This is a genomic window from Mesorhizobium sp. M2A.F.Ca.ET.043.05.1.1 (assembly GCF_003952445.1).
Lineage (GTDB): Bacteria > Pseudomonadota > Alphaproteobacteria > Rhizobiales > Rhizobiaceae > Mesorhizobium.
The window spans coordinates 2,561,776-2,578,146 of record NZ_CP034446.1; the positions used below are offsets into that span (position 1 = coordinate 2,561,776).

Sequence of the window (16,371 nt, forward strand, 5' to 3'; positions counted from 1 at the left end):
TTGCGGTCGCAGATGATCGCAACGTCAGGCGCCGCTTCACATGGGAGGGAAACCACGTGTAGCCCGGCAGCCGCACGATCTCGACACGCGTCTTGGCGGGCGCGCGGACCGCCTCCTGTGAAGTTCGCACGATCTCCTTCACGGGTGATCGTGCAAGCTGACCTCTACCCGCGGCTGTGGCTTCAGGTTGTGGAAACTTGCACGCTCAAGCGTGGCGGCTTGACAGCGAGCTTCTTTTGTTCTCTTTATGTTCTACTAATTCCCCTTACAAAAGACGCAGCTAATGCTGCAATGCCACACAAATGGCCATGGGAGCGCGCGATGGCCGCCACGAATAACGCCGCGGCCGCCACCATTCTCCATGCCGACCTCGACGCCTTCTACGCCTCGGTCGAGCAATTGCTCGACCCATCATTGCGCGGCAAGCCGATCGCCGTCGGCGGCGGCGTGGTGCTGGCGGCTTCCTATGAAGCGAAGGTGTTCGGCGTGCGCGGCGGCATGCCTGGCCGCAAGGCGCGCGAGCTCTGCCCGCAGCTCATCTTCGTCGGCGGTCGTTTTTCCGAGTACCAGCGCCTCGGCGACGCCGCGATCAAGGTGATCGACGATTTCACGCCGGTGGTCGAGCGCATCTCCATCGACGAAGCCTTCGCCGACGTCGCCGGCTGCACGCATCTGTTCGGGCCGCCGCAGGAGATCGCGCGGAAAATCCGCGAGCGCGTGAAGGCCGAGCTCGGCCTGCCGATCTCGATCGGCGTGGCGCGGACAAAGCACCTCGCCAAGATCGCCTCGCAGGTGGCCAAGCCCGACGGGCTGGTGGTGGTCGAGCCCGGCACCGAGCTCGCCTTCTTGCACGACCTGCCCGTCACGCTGATGTGGGGCGTCGGCCCGGCGACCAAGGCGAGGCTGGCCGAGATCGGCGTCGAGACCATCGGCCAGCTGGCGCGCACCCATAGCGGCGCGTTGGAGCGGCTGATCGGTCACGCCGCCGGCCAGAAGCTCGCCGCGCTCGCCTGGAACCGCGACCCGCGCATGCTCGAGACGCATCGCCGCGCGCATTCGGCCGGCGCGCAATCGGCGCTCGGCAGGAAGCCGGCGGTGCCGCGCGTCTTCGTGCCGACGCTTCTGCATCTGGCCGACCGCGTGGCGAGCCGCCTGCGCGCCAAGGACCGGCCCGGCCGCACGGTGACGGTGCGGGTGCGCTTCGCCGATCTGCGTGCCGTCACCCGCTCGGTGACGCTGGAGCAGCCGATCCAGGCGACAGTGATGCTGGCCGAGATCGCCGAGGAGCTGGTGCGCGGCGTGCTGGCCGCCCATCCGGGCGAGCGGGAGATCTCGCTGCTCGCCATTTCCGTCTCGCATCTGGAGGAGCATGCCGAACTGCAGCTCGAACTGCCGCTCGGCCTGACGGATGAGAAGCGCAAGCCCGGCAGCCGCAAGGGCCTCGCCCGCGTCGGCGCCGACCGCGCCATCGACAAGATCCGCCAGCGCTTCGGCAAGGAAGCCGTCGGCTACGGCACGGTGGCGCTGGAAGGCCCGCGCTCGGTGCCGGATGGATTCAGGGAATTGGCCGAGAAGGAGCTGTAGAGGTTCTCAATCCGTCTCCAACACTGCCCAGTCCAGCCGCATCGTCGCGCTCATCGTTTGCCCATCGTCGAGCACCGTCAGCCCCTCGCCATGATGCGCATCGACCGCGTGCGAGACCGGCTCGAAGCAGAAGAAGCCGGCATCGGGCGACGGCGAATAGAGGATGTAGACGCCAAGCTCCGGCGAGGCGCTCAGCGTGACCTTGATCCCGTCCTCGAGCTGCACGATCGAGGCGCGCCGATCCCATCCGTCGAAGGCGTTGTTGACCCACTCCAGCGGCAGCGGGATAGGGCGATCGAAATCCCAGCCCGGATGCTCGCTCACCGGCACGACGCCGACAGGCAGATGGCGCTCGCCCTCCAGCCAGACACATTTCGCCTTCGCCTTCAGCAGGGTCGTGTCGCCGCGTGGGAACCAGGGATGGAAACCGAGGCCGTAAGGCAGGCGCATGCCGGCGCGGTTCTCGACAGCGAGGCTCGCCTTCAGCGCGCCGTCACGCAGGGTGTAAGTGACGGTAGCCGCGTAGCGGTATGGCCCGATCGCCCCGTCGTCGAGTAGCAGCTCCGCCTCGGTGTCAGTCTGGCGCACAAGCCGCCACGGCTTCTGGAAACCGTCGCCATGGATCGGAAAGGCCTCTCCCGGGACGTTCGGCTCGACCGCATGGAAGCGGCCTTCGAACTCGAAGCCGCCGCCGGAGATGCGGTTCGACCACGGCACGAGAAGCTGGCAGCCGGACGTGCCGGTGCCGTCCCCCGGCTTCAGCAGCGGAACTGGCGCGCCGCCGGCGACGAGCGCGTCGTAGCGGGCGATCGCTGCGCCTTCATCGGGCGCCAGGACCAGCCTCGCCTGCCCATCCTTCAGCTCGACTGCGCCGGCCATCACCAGCCGCCATCGATGGCGATGTTCTGGCCGCTGATCATGTCGGAAGCCGGCGAGACGAGGAACAGCACGAGATCGGCGACATTGTCCGGCTCGATGCGCTTCTTCAGGCTCTGGTTGGCGAGGATCCAGTCATTGTATTCCTTCAGCCGGTCGCCGAAGACGCGCTCCTCGGCTTCCGAAACCACGGCGCCCGGCGACACCGCGTTGACCCTGATGCCATGCGGCCCGAGCTCGCGCGCCAGCGATTTGGTGAGGCCGAGCATGGCGCCTTTCGATGCGACATAGGGCACATAGCCGTCCCAGCGGCCGTTCAGCGTGATCGAGCAGAAATTGACGATCTTGCCGTAGCCCTTGGCCTTCATGCCCGGGGCGCAGGCCCTTGCCAGCGCGAAGGCGGCCGAGGAGTTGACGCGGATCTGGTCCTCATACTCGGCGAGCGAGAAGTCCTCGAACGGCCGGTTGATGATCAGCGCGGCGTTGTTGATCAGGATATCGATGCCGCCTTCCTTCGCCGCCAGCGCGGCAACCGCCGCTTCCGCCTCGGCCAGCCGGTTGAGATCGCAGCCGACAAAGGCGATATCGCCCGCGGCCTGGCTGGCCAGCCCGGCGACGATCTCCGCCGCGTTCACGGCATCGGGACGGTCAAGCACCATAACGTGCGCGCCGGCCCGCGCCAGCGTCACAGCCTGGGCCCGGCCGAGCGAGCCCAGGCCACCCGTCAGCAGCACCTTACGACCAGCGAGCGCCTTCATCGGCTCCTCCTCACAAGACAGAATGGACTTCGTCGATCGATGTGTCGGCGACGCGCTTGTCCAGCACCACCTCGCCGCGCGCCATCGCCACGATGCGGTCGCAGCAGTCGAAGACGTGATGCATATTGTGGCTGATGAAGACGCCGGTCACCCCCTGCTCCTTCAGGCCGCGCACGAAGCCGATCACCTTGTTGGTCTCCTTGACCGAGAGATGGTTGGTCGGCTCGTCGAGGATCATCACCTTCGACTTGAAATGCATGGCGCGCGCGATGGCGACGCCCTGGCGCTGGCCGCCGGACAGCTCGCCGACGAGCGCGTCGGGCGAGCGCAGATGCAGGTCGACATTGGCGATGGCGCGGATGCTCTCCTCGGCCATCTTCTTCTGGTCCAGGATGCCGACGCCGAGGATCGAGAACCGGGTCGGCTCGCGGCCGATGAACAGGTTCCTGGCGATCGACATGGTGGGGACCATGGAGTTGTACTGGTAGATGGTCTCGATGCCGAGATCCATCGCGTCGCGCGGGGTGGCGATGCTGACTTCCCTGCCCTCGACCTTGATCTCGCCCTTGTCCGCCCGGTGGACGCCGGACAGGATGTTGATCAAGGTCGACTTGCCGGCGCCGTTGTCGCCGACAAGGCCGAGCGCCTCGCCGCGCTTGAAGTCGAGCGAGACGCCCTTCAGCGCATGCACGCCGGAATACCATTTGTGCAGGTCGCGCACCGAGATGATCGCGTCGCCCACGGCTTAAGCCTCCATCTTGATGGCCTTGGCGCGCTTGCGCATCCAGGCATTGGCGACGACGGCGAAGATGGTGAGGAAGCCGATGGCGAACTTGAACCAGTTGGCGTCGACGTGGCTCAGCACCAGGCCGTTGTCGATGACGCGGATCAGCGTCGTGCCGATGATGCCGCCCATGACGGTGCCGATGCCGCCGGTGAGCGAGGCGCCGCCGATGACCGCGGCGGCGACCGCCTGCAGTTCCAGGCCCTCGCCGATCGAGGGCAAGGGCGAGCCTAGCCGCAGCACCTGCAGCATGCCGGCGAAGCCCGACAGCACCGAGCACAGCATGAAGCAGACGATCTTGACCCTGGCGGTCGGGATACCCATCGAGGCGGCGGCCGGCAGGAAGCCGCCGGTGGCCTTGATCCAGTTGCCGAAATTGGTGCGCGACAGCATCAGCGAGGTCAGCAGCGCGACCGCCGCGAACCACAGGAACGACATGCGGAACATATTGCCGGGGCCGACAAAGGAGGTGAACAGCCAGTTGGGCAGGTCGATGGGCAGCAGCGGCGGGAAGCCGCCCGAGACCACGACCGTGAGCGAGCGCGCCATGAACAGCATGCCGAGCGTGGTGATGAAGCTCGGTATCGCGAAGCGGATGGTGACGTAGCCGTTGATGAAGCCGATGGCCGCGCAGACCAGCAGCCCGGCCAGCAACGCCAGCGGGAACGGCGCGCCATGCACCATCAGCACCGCCATGGTCATCGGCATCAGCGCGAAGACCGACCCGACCGAAAGATCGAACTCGCCGCTGATCATCAGGATGGTGACGCCGATCGCGACGAGGCCAGCCTCCGGCAGGATGCCGAGAATGCCGCGCAGATTGTCGGCGTTCAGGAACACGCCATGCGAGCGCACCTGGAACAGGACAATGAGCAGCACCAAAAGGATCAGCCCGGCCAGCTCCGGTTTTTCGAGATAGGTCTTGAACAGGCGCTTCAACGAAAGGCTCCGGTACTTGAAGGTCCAAGGGCGCATGGCAACGCTGCCGATGCGAAGTTCTTTTCTACGCCAAAGGTTGCAGGCTTGACCGCAGCCGCCCCCACTTCGTCATCCCAGGGCGAAGCAGGAGCGCAGCGACGCCGCGGAGACCCTGGGATCCATGCCGTGACCTCCATCGAAGGGCGCTGCGGAGCAGGATTCCGCACCGCTGCAACACGTCGACCTCACGGCATCGATCCTCGGGTCTGCGCCGCGTCGCTGCGCTCCTTGCTCCGCCCGTGGATGACGATTTGAGGAGCGTTCCGGCCAACCGCCAAGCTATGCAACCCGCCAGCACCATCCGACCGTCAGCGCATGCCCTGAGCGGACAGCGCCATGATGCTGTCGGCTTCCTTCGGCCGCACGATGCCCTGGCCGGTGTCGATGTCCGAAGGAGCAAGACCGATCTTCTTGTTGAGATAGGCCTCCATCACCGGCATGAAGCCCTGCATGTAGGGCTGCTGGTCGACCAGCGCCTGGACATAACCCTTCTGCATCTGCTGCAGCACTTCCGGAACGAGGTCGAAGCCGCCGAGCAGCACCTTGCCGGGCGCCACGCCGCGATCGGCCAGGACGCGCGCCACGCCGGCGCACCAGAAGCCGGTGTCGAAATAGGCCGTGGTGTCGGGATGGGCGTTCAGATAGGCGCCGACGCGGTCGGAGGTGATGGCGAGATCGGTGCCGCTGTCGATGCGCTCCCACGACACGTCGCGATCCTTATGAGCGGCCTTGTATTCCTCAAGGAACTGCATGATGCCGGCGCCGCGGCTTTCGGACCAGTTCTGGCCGGGCGCGGAAATGCCGACCAGCACCTTGATCGGGCCGTCCTTCGGGAAGGTCTCCGAAATCGCCTTCGCGAGCGAGTAGCCGGCCGGCTTGAACCCCTGGCCGACAAAGGCCTGCCGCGCATTGCCCGTGGCGCCCTCGGTGTCGTCGACATTGACGGCGATGACCAAAACGCCGGCGTCGCGCGCCTCCTTGATGACGTCGTCGAAAGCGTGGTCGTCGACGATGGAGGTCAAGAGCGCGTCAGGCTTGGCGGCAAGTGCTGCGCGCATGTTGGCGACCTGCTGCTCGACCGAGCCCTCGGTCTGGGTGAAGACCATGTTGCAGGTCGCCTCGACTTTGCCGCAGGCATCGTCGAAACCCTTCTTCACCGCCTGCCAGAACGTGTTCGAGGCCGATGAATGATGCGTGAAGACGATGTTGAGCCCGTCGGCGCGGGCCGCGGATTGGCCGCCAATCAGGGCGACACCGAGCAATAGCATTGCGGTGAGTTTCTTCATGTCTGTTCCTCCCTTTGGATCTTTCAGATGCTTGTCGCGTCGCTGACGCGACGGTGGACGGTGTAGGCGCGGCCGAGCTCCGGATTGAGCGCCAGTCCCAGGCCCGGCCCGGGCGGCACGGTGATCATGCCGTCCTTCACTTCCGGCAGCGCGGTCACCAGGTCGCGGTACCAGGTGCGGTAGAAGGCGCGCACGCTTTCCTGGACGAGCGCGTTGGGCGCGTTGAGCGACAGATGCGTCGAGGCGGCGAGCACGACCGGACCGGTGCAGTCATGCGGCGCCACCGGCAACCGCCATGCCTCGGCCATCGAGGCGATCTTGCGCGCCTCCGACAGGCCGCCGCACCAGGAGATGTCGAGCATGACGATGCCAGCCGCTCCCGTTTCCAGCAGGTCGCGAAAAGCCCAGCGGCTGCCGAGCGTCTCCGAGGCCGAGATCGGTGCCGGGCTGGCGGCCACATAGCGCTTCAGGTCGCCGAGGCTGTCCATGCGGATCGGGTCCTCGTGCCAGTAAGTCGCGTATGGCTTCAGAGCGCGCGCGATCCGCATGGCCGGCAGGAGCTGCCACATGGAGTGGAACTCGACCATGATGTCCATCTTGTCGCCGACGGCTTTGCGAATCTTTTCAAACGGTTCGAGCGCCGCCTTCAAGTCTGCCGCGGAGATGTCGTTGCCGCGCGTCTTTTCGGCCGCGTGGTCGAACGGCCAGATCTTCATGGCGGTGATGCCGTCCTCGAGCAGTTCCTCGGCCAGTTCGCCGGCGCGAGTGAGGAAGGCGTTGAGGTCGTCATAATCCCGCCCGGCGCCGATGCCGTAATTGGCCGTCGTCTGGCCCTTGGCGTCCTTGATGTATTCGGTGCCGGCGCAGGTGTTGTAGGTGCGGATCGAACGGCGGCTGAAGCCGCCCAGCAATTGCGCGACCGGCTGGCCGGTCGCCTTGCCGAAAATGTCCCACAGCGCGATGTCGAAAGCCGAGTTGCCCCGCACCTCGGCGCCGCTGGAGCGGAAGCCGAGATAGCCGACGAGGTCGGCTGCGAGCAGGTCTATCTCGAGAGGATCGCGACCGATCACCCTGGGCGCGACATATTCGTGCAGATATTCCTCGACGGTGCGCGACAGGAAGAAGGTCTCGCCGAGCCCGGTGATGCCCTCGTCGGTATGGACCTCGACCCAGAGCAGGTTCGGCCGCTCCGCGATGCGGATGGTCTCCACGGCGCGGATCTTCATCAGGCGATCCCCGCATCGATGAGCGCCTTGACGCTCTTGTCGAAATGCTCGCCCATGTGCTCGGCCGCCAGCCGTGGGTCGCCCTTGAGGATGGCGTCGGCGATATCCTCATGGCCCTTGATCATCTTGAGCTGTGCCTCGTCGGAAGAACGGGTACGCCAGCCGATCACCCAGGTGCGGCGGGTGACGCCGCTGAAGGCGGTGACGATCAGCGAAAAGACCGGATTGTGCGAGGCCGCCGCGATCGCCTCGTGGAAGGCGATGTCATGCTCCATGACGGCCTCTGGGTTCCTGAAATTCTCGCGCATCAGCCGGGCCGATCGGCTAATGGCCGCCGCCTCCTGGTCGGTGCGGCGGAGCGCGGCAAGCGCAACGGTGCGCATCTCGATCGTGCGCCTGACGTCATAGACCTGCTGCACGCTGATCTGCTGGGTGGTGATGCCGTGCTCGATCACCATCGACATGGCGCCGGTGTCGAGCTTGGCGACGGTGGCGCGGCGCCCGGCGCTCATGTCGATCAGGCGCATCGCCGACAGCGAGCGGAAGGCCTCGCGCACGACGGTGCGGGAGACGTTGAGCTGGCGCGTCATGGCGGCTTCGCTGGGGAGCGGATCGCCGGGCGCAAGGCCCTCGGAGCGGATGTGCTGGGTGATCGCCTGAATCGCCGCGCTCACCAGGCCGGGGCTCGGCTCGCTCATTGGTTCTGTCGGCTCCATCGATCCCTGCATATTGCTTCCCTAAAACCTGTATGACAGGTTGTTACCGTATTGCTCATAGTTCACGCGAAAGATATATGTCAAGCTGATTTCCAAACGAGACGGAGGAGCTCGATGCCCGATATCGGAGCCGCCCTGGTTTTCGACGCGCGCGACGTGGTCGGCGAGAGCCTGGTCTGGGACGAAGCCCGAGCCATGCTGGTATGGGTCGACATCATCGGCCGCCGGATTCACCGGCTCGATCCGCTGAGCGGCGTCCACGAAAGCTGGCCGACACCGGATCTCGTCACCTCGATCGGGCTGAGAAAGGATGGCGGCGCCATCGTCGGCCTGCGCAAGGAGATCGCGCTTTGGGATTTCGGCGGACCGTTCCGGACGATCGCGACGATCGAGCCGGACAGGCCGGACACGCGGCTCAATGAAGGCGTCGTGGCGCCCGACGGCTCGTTCTGGGTTGGCACGATGGCCAACAATATCGGACCGGACGACGCGCCGCGAGCCATCACCGGCGACGACGGGCGGCTCTATCGCGTCGATGCGGACGGCACGGTGACGGCGCTCGGCAAGGACCGGTTCGGCATCACCAACACCATGGTGTGGTTGCCGGGCGGCCGCTTCGTCACCGCCGACACGACGAAGAATGCGCTCTACAGCTACGCGTGGGACAAGGAAGCCGCGCGGCTTGGCGAGCGGCTTGTCTTCCTCGCCGATTTCCCGCGCGGCCTGCCCGACGGCTCATGCCTGGACGCCGAGGGCCACATCTGGAACTGCCGGGTGGTGGGCGGGAGCTGCGTGCTGCGCATCGCGCCGGACGGCAGGCCGGACCGGATCGCGGAGCTGCCCTGCGGCTGGCCGACGAGCTGTGCCTTCGGCGGCGCCGGGCTCGACACGCTGTTCGTGACCTCCGCACGCTTCACGATGAGCGCGGAGCATCTTGCCGCCAATCCCGCCGAAGGCGGCCTGTTCGCGCTCAAGCCCGGCGTGCGCGGCGTGCCGACCAGACGCTTTGGATAATCTTCCCGGCGGTCGCGGCCGATTCCAATCCGTGAAGTTACGCGTTCCCCCACTTGCAAGAGGGCCGGCGCTGGGCTGGAATGGCCAAAGCCAAGATCGAGGACGCCGTAGTCCGGGGGGGCGCAATGGAACCGATTGCGGCCGGGTCAGCACCGGACGTGGACGACGGCAAGGCCGAGCGCTACGACCTCGGCCTATGCCTGTCGGGCGGCGGCTACCGGGCCATGCTGTTCCACGCCGGCGCGCTCTGCCGTCTCAACGAGGCGGGACTGCTCCAGAAGCTCGACATGGTGAGCTCGGTTTCGGGCGGCTCGATTGCGGCCGGGCTCTTGGCGGTGCTCTGGCCACGCTTCGTCTTCGCGGGCGGCGTCGCCAGCAACTTCGATATCTATCTGCACAGGATATTGGAGTTCTCGCAGGTGTTCGTCGACGCGCCGTCGATCTTCAAGGGCTTGCTCAACCCGTTTTCGAACGCGGCGCGAGAAGTCGCCGCCTGCTATGAGCGGCACTTGTTCGCTGGCTCCAGGCCGATGTTGAAGAGCCTGCCGGAGAAGCCCTGGTTCGTGTTCTGCTCGAGCAATCTCGGCACCGGCTCGCTGTTTCGCCTGTCGCGGCGCTACGTGGCTGACTATCGCATTGGCGTCGCGTACCAGGCCGACCTGCCGGTCGCGACCGCGGTTGCCGCCTCGTCGGCCTTCCCGCCTTTCCTGTCGCCGCTGAGGCTCGACCTCACGCCCTTCGCCTGGAAGAACGACAAGCTCGACCCTTCGGTCGGCGCGCCCGTGGCGCCTTCCCGAGCCGTGCTCACCGATGGCGGCGTCTACGACAATCACGGCATCGAGCCGGCGCTGAAGCGCTGCCGCTGGCTGCTGGTGAGCGATGCCGGCGCGCCCTGGCAGGCTTCGAAGGCGGGCTACTGGAACTGGTTCTCGCAGCTCAAACGCGTGCTCGACACCACCGACAACCAGGTGCGTTCGCTCAGGCGACGGGACCTGGTGGCGCGCTTCCAGGCGGCCAAGGACGCCGACGATCGCGGCCTGCCCAAAGACGCGACCCGACCCGACTATGCGGCGACGCGCGGCGTCTTCTGGTCGATCGCCAGCAAGCCGGACGCGACCGAGCCGAATTTCGTGCAGACCGCCGCGACCGCGCCGGCCGATATCGGCACCTCGCTGCATTTCCTGGGCAGCGAAGAGACGGTCGACCTGGTGAACTGGGGCTATTGCGCCGCCGACCAGGCGCTGCGGAGCTGGTACCAGCCGGCGGTGGCGCCGGGAAAAGGCGTGCCGCTCAAGCCGGGCGACGTGAAGCCGGGGCGCTGCGCGAGGGTTTCGAAGGCGGTGATGAGCGTGTTCAGGGTGTGAGGTGCTGTTCCTCGCCCCCGCCAAAGGCGGGGGAGAGGTGGCTCGGCGAAGCCGAGACGGAGAGGGGGAGCGCCCTACGAAGGCCCCCTCTCCGTCCGCTTCGCGGACACCTCTCCCCGCCTTTGGCGGGGGCGAGGAACCTAAGCCCTCATACGTTGGCGCAATCTAATCCGGTTCATTCCCCTGCCCCGCGCATGCTAACAGGGTCACTTTCACCTCAACACCAGGATGGATCAGGACATGGCAGGCGAAAAAGTGGCTCTGGTGACGGCGGGTGGCAGCGGCATGGGGGCGGCGGCGGCGACGCGCCTGGCGGCCGACGGGTTCAAGGTCGGTGTGCTCTCTTCCTCCGGCAAGGGCGAGGCGCTGGGCAAGGAACTCGGCGGCTTCGGCGTCACCGGCTCCAACCAGTCGAATAACGACCTGAAGCGCCTCACGGACGGCGCGCTGGAGCGCTGGGGCCGCATCGACGTGCTGGTCAACAGCGCCGGCCACGGGCCGCGCGCGCAGATCATCGAGATCAGCGACGAGGACTGGCACAAGGGCATCGACACCTATTTCCTCAACGCCGTGCGCCCGACCCGGCTGGTGACGCCGGTGATGCAGAAGCAGAAATCAGGCGTCATCATCAACATCTCGACCGCCTGGGCGTTCGAGCCGAGCGCGATGTTCCCGACCTCGGCCGTGGCGCGCGCCGGCCTTGCCGCCTTCACCAAGATCTTCGCCGACACCTATGCCGCCGACAACATCCGCATGAACAATGTGCTGCCCGGCTGGATCGACAGCCTGCCGGCGACCGAGGAGCGCCGCGACAGCGTGCCGATGAAGCGCTACGGCACGTCCGAGGAGATCGCCGCGACCATCTCGTTCCTAGCCTCGGATGGAGCGGCCTACATCACCGGGCAGAACATCCGCGTGGATGGGGGCATCACAAGGGCGCTGTAAGTCCCGCCGCGGCAGGACGGCGCCCGGTCTTGCCGGGCGAAAAGTCACTTGCCGCCGCGACGATGCAGCAACCAGAGAAAGCCCAACAGCGCAACGACAGCGACAAGGTTGCCGATAACGTTGCTCCAAAAGCGCGTCGGGTCGTCCGCGCACGAAATCCAGTTGAGCCTTCCCCGGATTTTGCCGGTCTTCAGGCCACAAGCGAGGTTATAGATCGCGAAGGCGGCGAGTGCCGCCACCAGGACAAAGACGGCGTCGGTTTTGTTGCGATACATGGAGCGTGGTCTAACCGCGTCCGATGAAATTTTGCTTATCGCCCTGTGGGATATGTCGCCTCAGATCATCCCGGCTTGCGTGAATTGATCACCCACAGAACGCATAGGAAGGCTATCGAGCCCACCAGGACGATCGAATTGCCGACCACGATGTTCCAGAACCGTGTCGGATCATCCGAGAGCGCGACCCAGTGCAGCTTGCCCCGGACTTCGCCCGTCTTGATGCCGCAGGCAATGTTGTAGATCGCGATGGCGGCAAGCGCGGCCATCAGGACAAAGAGGTCGTTGTTCTTGTTGCGATCCATGGCAGCGGCTTTTATCAGCGCTTGGTGAAATATTGCTTACCTTGGGGGACGCGGCGGCCGGGAACCCGGCCGCCACGTTTCTCGGTTTGACGCAATTCCAGGCGGGAGGATCACGGCAACCGCGCCGGTTCGCCCGGGACTATTGATTGATCTCCGGCTCGACGAGCTTGGCAAGGTTGCGCAGCGATTCCTGCCAGCCGAGATAGCAGGCCTCGGCGGGGATGGCGTCCGGAATACCGGCCTGGGTGATGTTGATCTCGGTGCCGACCAACACTTTCTTCAAGGTCACCGTCACCTCGATCTGGCCCGGCAAATTGGGATCGTCGAAGCGGTCGGTGTAGCGCAGGCGCTCGCCCGGGACGAGTTCGACGAATTCGCCGCCGAAGGAATGGCTGCCGCCGGTGGTGAAGTTGCGGAAGGACATCTTGTAGGCGCCGCCGACCTTGCCCTCGAACTCATGCACCGTGCAGGTGAAGCCGTTCGGCGGCAGCCACTTGGCCAGCGCGTCGGCCTCGACGAATGCGCGATAGACCTTCTCCGGCTTGGTCGCCAGGACGCGGTGCAGGTGGATGGTGCTCGGCATGTCTCGATATCCTCTCTGGTTTCGTTGATCGATGCCCCAAGGACGGGCAGCCTCCAGCCGATCCGACAGAGGCTGTCAAATTTTTTGCCCGATCGCCTTGTCGCGGTTTGCGGTGCGGAACGGTTCAATAGCACCGAACCACCCCTCCCCTGTCCGGCAGGCAGCCCGGCGCCGATTTTGCATCGCCGGCTGCTATGGGCGGCTGCGCTGCACCACATGCACCCATCCAAGGCATTTGCACAATCCCTCGGCAGAAAACCTTGCAAAATTAAGTAAAATTGAGAAAGTCTCACGTCATAATTGCATTAGACACCACTTATTCTATCTATGCAAAAATATCGATAAAAATACCGCCGATTTTCTCTGTACTATTTGCTTATTTTCGGGAACGATAATCCATGTTGCAAATTTGGTTCGAAGCAGGCGCTTGAACCTGCAATGAACCTCCGGGCGGGGCAGCACGGAAGGAGTGTCCGATGAGCTTCGTCGTCAACGCGATAGGCGTTCCTCTTTATTATAGCGGCGCTTCCAACCATTGGTTTTCGGCGTCCTCGCCCGGGACGTTCAATGGCAGCAGCGGCAACGACTCCATCTGGGCCTCCAGCGGCGTCAACGTCACCATGTATGGCGGCCAAGGCGACGACATCTATTACCTCTATTCGGCAAGCAACAAGGTGGTCGAGTACGCCGGCCAGGGCGTCGACACCATCAACACATGGATGAGCTACACGCTGCCCAACAATGTCGAGAACCTCGTCGTCACCAACGCCCACAACTATGCCTTCGGCAATGCGCTGGACAATATCATCACCGCCAAGGGCGGCGGCCAGACCCTGGACGGCGGCGCGGGCAACGACGTGCTGATCGATGGCGGCGGCGGCGGCGCCGACACTTTCATCATCGCCAAGGGCAATGGCAGCGACTCGATCGTCAATTTCGCCGCGAACGACACCGTGCGGCTCGATGGCTACGGCTTTACTTCCTTCGCCGCCATCCACGACAGCATGATCCAGGCGGGACCCAATGTGGTTCTGAACCTCGGATCGGGCGAGATCCTCGAATTCAAGAACACGACCATCGACAAGTTCCAGCCCAGCCAGTTCGAGCTGCCGATCGACAAGTCCGGCATGACGCTGTCCTTCAGCGACGAGTTCAACACGCTGAACCTCAACAACAGCCAGGGCGGCACCTGGGACACCAACTTCTGGTGGGGCGCGGCGAACGGCAGCACGCTGACCCGCAATGGCGAATTGCAGTGGTACATCGACGCCAATTACGCCCCGACCAGCTCGGTGCATCCGTTCAGCATCGACAATGGCGTGCTCACCATCACCGCGGCGCAGGCGCCGGCCGACATCAAGCCGCTGATCAACAATTACGAATACACCTCCGGCTTGCTTACCACGCATGACTCGTTCTCGCAGACCTATGGCTATTTCGAAATGCGCGCCGACCTGCCGGAAAACGCCGGCGCCTGGCCGGCCTTCTGGCTGCTGCCGGAAGACGGTTCGTGGCCGCCGGAACTCGACGTGGTGGAGATGTATGGCCAAAAGCCGAATTCGCTGCTGATGACCGCGCATACCCTCGAGACGGGCCAGCACACGACGGTCGGATCCACGGTGAACGTCATGGATACCGCCGGCTACCATACCTATGGCCTGTTGTGGACGCCGGACAAGCTGGTCTGGACCTATGACGGCGTGCAGGTCGCGCAAGCGGCAACGCCGTCGGACATGAACAAGCCGATGTACATGCTGGTCGATCTCGCGGTCGGCGGCCAGGCCGGCGCGCCGCCGGATCATCTCGCCACGCCGGCCCAGATGAAGATCGACTACATTCACGCCTACACGCTGGACGAACTGCAGCAGAGCCATTTGAACGTCACGGCCGAACACACAGCCTAGGCGTCCAGGGCAATGTCGCGAGAGCGCCCTCCGACCAGCTTGCGGCCCGTTTCGCTACGCGGCGTGTTCCTGCGCGCAGTCGGCGATGTCGGCCTGTTCTCGCTGCTGATCAACCTGCTGCTGCTGGTGGTCCCGCTTTACCTGCTCCAGGTCTATGACCGGGTGCTGCCCTCCTCCAGCGTCGAAACGCTGGTCTATCTGTCGGTCATCGCAGTCGCGGCGCTCGGCTTCCTCGGCTTTCTGGACGCCGTCCGCGCCGTCTACACGCAGCGCATCGCCGCCACCGTCAATGACAGGTTGGGCGCGACGGTTTTCGCCGCTTCGCTCAGCGAGCGGGCTGCGCCGTCGCCTCTCGCCGACCTCGCCGCGGTCTGCGCCTTCATACGCTCGCGCGGCGTGGCGGTGCTGTTCGACCTGCCCTTCGCGCCGGTCTTCCTCGGCCTGCTCTACCTCATCCATCCGGTGCTGTTCTGGGTGACGCTCGGCGGCACCGCGCTGCTGGTCGTGCTGGTCGTGGCCAACCAGCTTGCCATCGGCAGGAACGATGCGCTCTCCGCGGAACGCTCGGCTCTGGCCAGCCGGGCCGAGCAGGCCTTTGCCCGCAACGCCGAGACGCTGCGCGCCATGGGCATGGTGGAAAACGCCGCACGCGCATGGGGACGGCATGTGGCGGAGGCGCTCGTGCTGCATGACCGCTCGGCCAGCGCCAACGCGATCTTCAGCGGCACTTCCAGGGCGCTGCGCATGATTCTGCAGCTGGCGATCCTCGGCGCCGGCGCCTGGCTGGTGCTGAAGGGCGAGATGACGGCCGGCATGATCTTCGCCTCCTCGCTGGTGTCGTCGCGCGCGCTGCAGCCGCTCGACCAGCTGATCGGCTCGTGGCGGCAGATCGGCGAGGCCAGGCGCGCCTGGTCGCGGCTGCAGGTCGCGCTTGCGGCGCAGCCGGCACAGCCGAGCAAACTGACCTTGCCCGATCCGGCCGGCGCGATTGCCGCGCAGGATCTTTTCTTCATCGGGCCGAATGCGACATTCGGTGCCGAGCCGATCCTGAAGCGGCTGAGCTTCGCGATTCAGCCCGGCGAAGCGGTGGCGATCGTCGGCCCGAGCGGCGCCGGCAAATCGACACTGGCGCGGCTGCTTGTCGGGGCGACCCAGCCGAGCGGCGGCTCGGTCCGGATCGACGGCGCCGAGCTCAGGACCTGGGACGAGAACCAGCTTGGCCGGCATATCGGCTATCTGGCGCAGGAGGTGGAGCTTTTCCCCGGCTCGGTCAGCGAGAATATCGCCCGCTTCGAGGCAGGCGCGGACGACGCGGCGATCGTCGAGGCGGCAAAACGCGCCGAGGCGCATGAGCTGATCCTTTCGCTGCGCGACGGCTACCAGACGATGGTCGCCGGGACGCTGTCGGGCGGCGAGCGCCAGCGGATCGGGCTGGCGCGCGCCTTCTACGGCAATCCGCGCATCCTGGTGCTGGACGAGCCGAGCACGCATCTCGATGGCGCCGGCGAAACGGCGCTCGAAGCGGTGCTGGCGGCCGCGCGCGCGGCGGGCGTCACCACGATCGTCATCACGCATCGCCCTTCGATCGCAGCGGCCTGCGACCGCGTGATGGTTCTGCGCGGCGGCGTCATCGAGGCGTTCGGACCGAGCGCCGAGGTGCTGCGGCAGTCGACTGTCGACAAGGGCAAAGGCGCGCAGCGGAGCACGGTGGTGACGGGATCGTTCGCTCCGGTCATCCGCGCCTCGCAGACCATCCGCCACGGGTCGTAGACG

The 16,371-nt window shown here is 65.5% G+C and carries 16 protein-coding genes; 6 read left to right on the forward strand and 10 right to left on the reverse strand.

The features are described from left to right. Positions 1-321: 321 nt before the first annotated feature. Complete coding sequence (gene dinB, locus EJ069_RS12600) at positions 322-1,584, forward strand: DNA polymerase IV (protein ID WP_126061555.1); 1,263 nt, start codon at positions 322-324, stop codon at positions 1,582-1,584. 6 nt (positions 1,585-1,590) lie between these two features. On the opposite strand, the gene EJ069_RS12605 is transcribed toward dinB, so the two are convergent. From EJ069_RS12605 to EJ069_RS12635, 7 genes are all read right to left on the reverse strand, one after another. Continuing rightward, the gene (locus EJ069_RS12605; RefSeq protein WP_126061556.1) at positions 1,591-2,463 is read right to left on the reverse strand and encodes an aldose 1-epimerase; all 873 of its coding nucleotides are present in this window, start codon (positions 2,461-2,463) and stop codon (positions 1,591-1,593) included. Next, complete coding sequence (locus EJ069_RS12610; RefSeq protein WP_126061557.1) at positions 2,463-3,218, reverse strand: SDR family oxidoreductase; 756 nt, start codon at positions 3,216-3,218, stop codon at positions 2,463-2,465. The genes EJ069_RS12605 and EJ069_RS12610 overlap by 1 nt, the downstream gene beginning before the upstream one ends. A gap of 10 nt (positions 3,219-3,228) precedes the next feature. Further along, positions 3,229-3,960: an ATP-binding cassette domain-containing protein gene (locus EJ069_RS12615; RefSeq protein ID WP_126061558.1), complete on the reverse strand. Its 732-nt coding sequence runs from the start codon at positions 3,958-3,960 to the stop codon at positions 3,229-3,231. Positions 3,961-3,963: 3 nt separating this feature from the next. Further along, positions 3,964-4,941 (reverse strand): ABC transporter permease, encoded by a 978-nt coding sequence (locus EJ069_RS12620; RefSeq protein WP_042639726.1) that lies wholly within the window; start codon positions 4,939-4,941, stop codon positions 3,964-3,966. Positions 4,942-5,288: 347 nt separating this feature from the next. After that, positions 5,289-6,266 carry a sugar ABC transporter substrate-binding protein gene (locus EJ069_RS12625; protein ID WP_126061559.1) on the reverse strand — a complete coding sequence of 326 codons (978 nt, stop codon included), beginning with the start codon at positions 6,264-6,266 and terminating at the stop codon, positions 5,289-5,291. 23 nt (positions 6,267-6,289) lie between these two features. Further along, the gene (locus EJ069_RS12630) at positions 6,290-7,492 is read right to left on the reverse strand and encodes a mandelate racemase/muconate lactonizing enzyme family protein (RefSeq protein WP_126061560.1); all 1,203 of its coding nucleotides are present in this window, start codon (positions 7,490-7,492) and stop codon (positions 6,290-6,292) included. After that, complete coding sequence (locus tag EJ069_RS12635) at positions 7,492-8,190, reverse strand: FadR/GntR family transcriptional regulator (protein ID WP_245456528.1); 699 nt, start codon at positions 8,188-8,190, stop codon at positions 7,492-7,494. Before EJ069_RS12635 ends, EJ069_RS12630 begins: the two co-directional genes overlap by 1 nt. 132 nt (positions 8,191-8,322) lie before the next feature. On the opposite strand from EJ069_RS12635, the gene EJ069_RS12640 reads away from it, so the two are divergent. The 3 genes from EJ069_RS12640 to EJ069_RS12650 all read left to right on the forward strand — a co-directional run bounded on the left by EJ069_RS12640 (position 8,323) and on the right by EJ069_RS12650 (position 11,531). Then, positions 8,323-9,222 carry an SMP-30/gluconolactonase/LRE family protein gene (locus EJ069_RS12640; protein WP_126061561.1) on the forward strand — a complete coding sequence of 300 codons (900 nt, stop codon included), beginning with the start codon at positions 8,323-8,325 and terminating at the stop codon, positions 9,220-9,222. Between the two features lie 125 nt (positions 9,223-9,347). Then, complete coding sequence (locus tag EJ069_RS12645; protein ID WP_126061562.1) at positions 9,348-10,586, forward strand: patatin-like phospholipase family protein; 1,239 nt, start codon at positions 9,348-9,350, stop codon at positions 10,584-10,586. A gap of 240 nt (positions 10,587-10,826) precedes the next feature. Continuing rightward, positions 10,827-11,531: an SDR family oxidoreductase gene (locus EJ069_RS12650; RefSeq protein ID WP_126061563.1), complete on the forward strand. Its 705-nt coding sequence runs from the start codon at positions 10,827-10,829 to the stop codon at positions 11,529-11,531. A 44-nt stretch (positions 11,532-11,575) separates the two neighbouring features. Here EJ069_RS12650 and EJ069_RS12655 read toward each other — a convergent pair whose 3' ends face one another. The 3 genes from EJ069_RS12655 to EJ069_RS12665 form a co-directional block, all read right to left on the reverse strand. Beyond that, positions 11,576-11,806, reverse strand: a complete 231-nt coding sequence (locus EJ069_RS12655; protein WP_126061564.1) for a hypothetical protein — start codon at positions 11,804-11,806, stop codon at positions 11,576-11,578. Between the two features lie 65 nt (positions 11,807-11,871). Further along, positions 11,872-12,111, reverse strand: coding sequence for a hypothetical protein (locus EJ069_RS12660; RefSeq protein ID WP_126061565.1), 240 nt, complete (start codon positions 12,109-12,111; stop codon positions 11,872-11,874). 139 nt (positions 12,112-12,250) lie between these two features. Next, on the reverse strand, positions 12,251-12,694 hold the full coding sequence (locus tag EJ069_RS12665) for an SRPBCC family protein (protein ID WP_126061566.1): 444 nt from the start codon (positions 12,692-12,694) through the stop codon (positions 12,251-12,253). Between the two features lie 476 nt (positions 12,695-13,170). Here EJ069_RS12665 and EJ069_RS12670 point away from each other — a divergent pair, with 476 nt between their 5' ends. After that, positions 13,171-14,598 (forward strand): family 16 glycosylhydrolase, encoded by a 1,428-nt coding sequence (locus EJ069_RS12670; RefSeq protein ID WP_126061567.1) that lies wholly within the window; start codon positions 13,171-13,173, stop codon positions 14,596-14,598. Positions 14,599-14,661: 63 nt separating this feature from the next. After that, a complete protein-coding gene (locus EJ069_RS12675; RefSeq protein ID WP_245456529.1) occupies positions 14,662-16,368 on the forward strand; it encodes a type I secretion system permease/ATPase in 1,707 nt (568 codons plus the stop codon). The last annotated feature ends 3 nt before the right edge of the window (positions 16,369-16,371 follow it).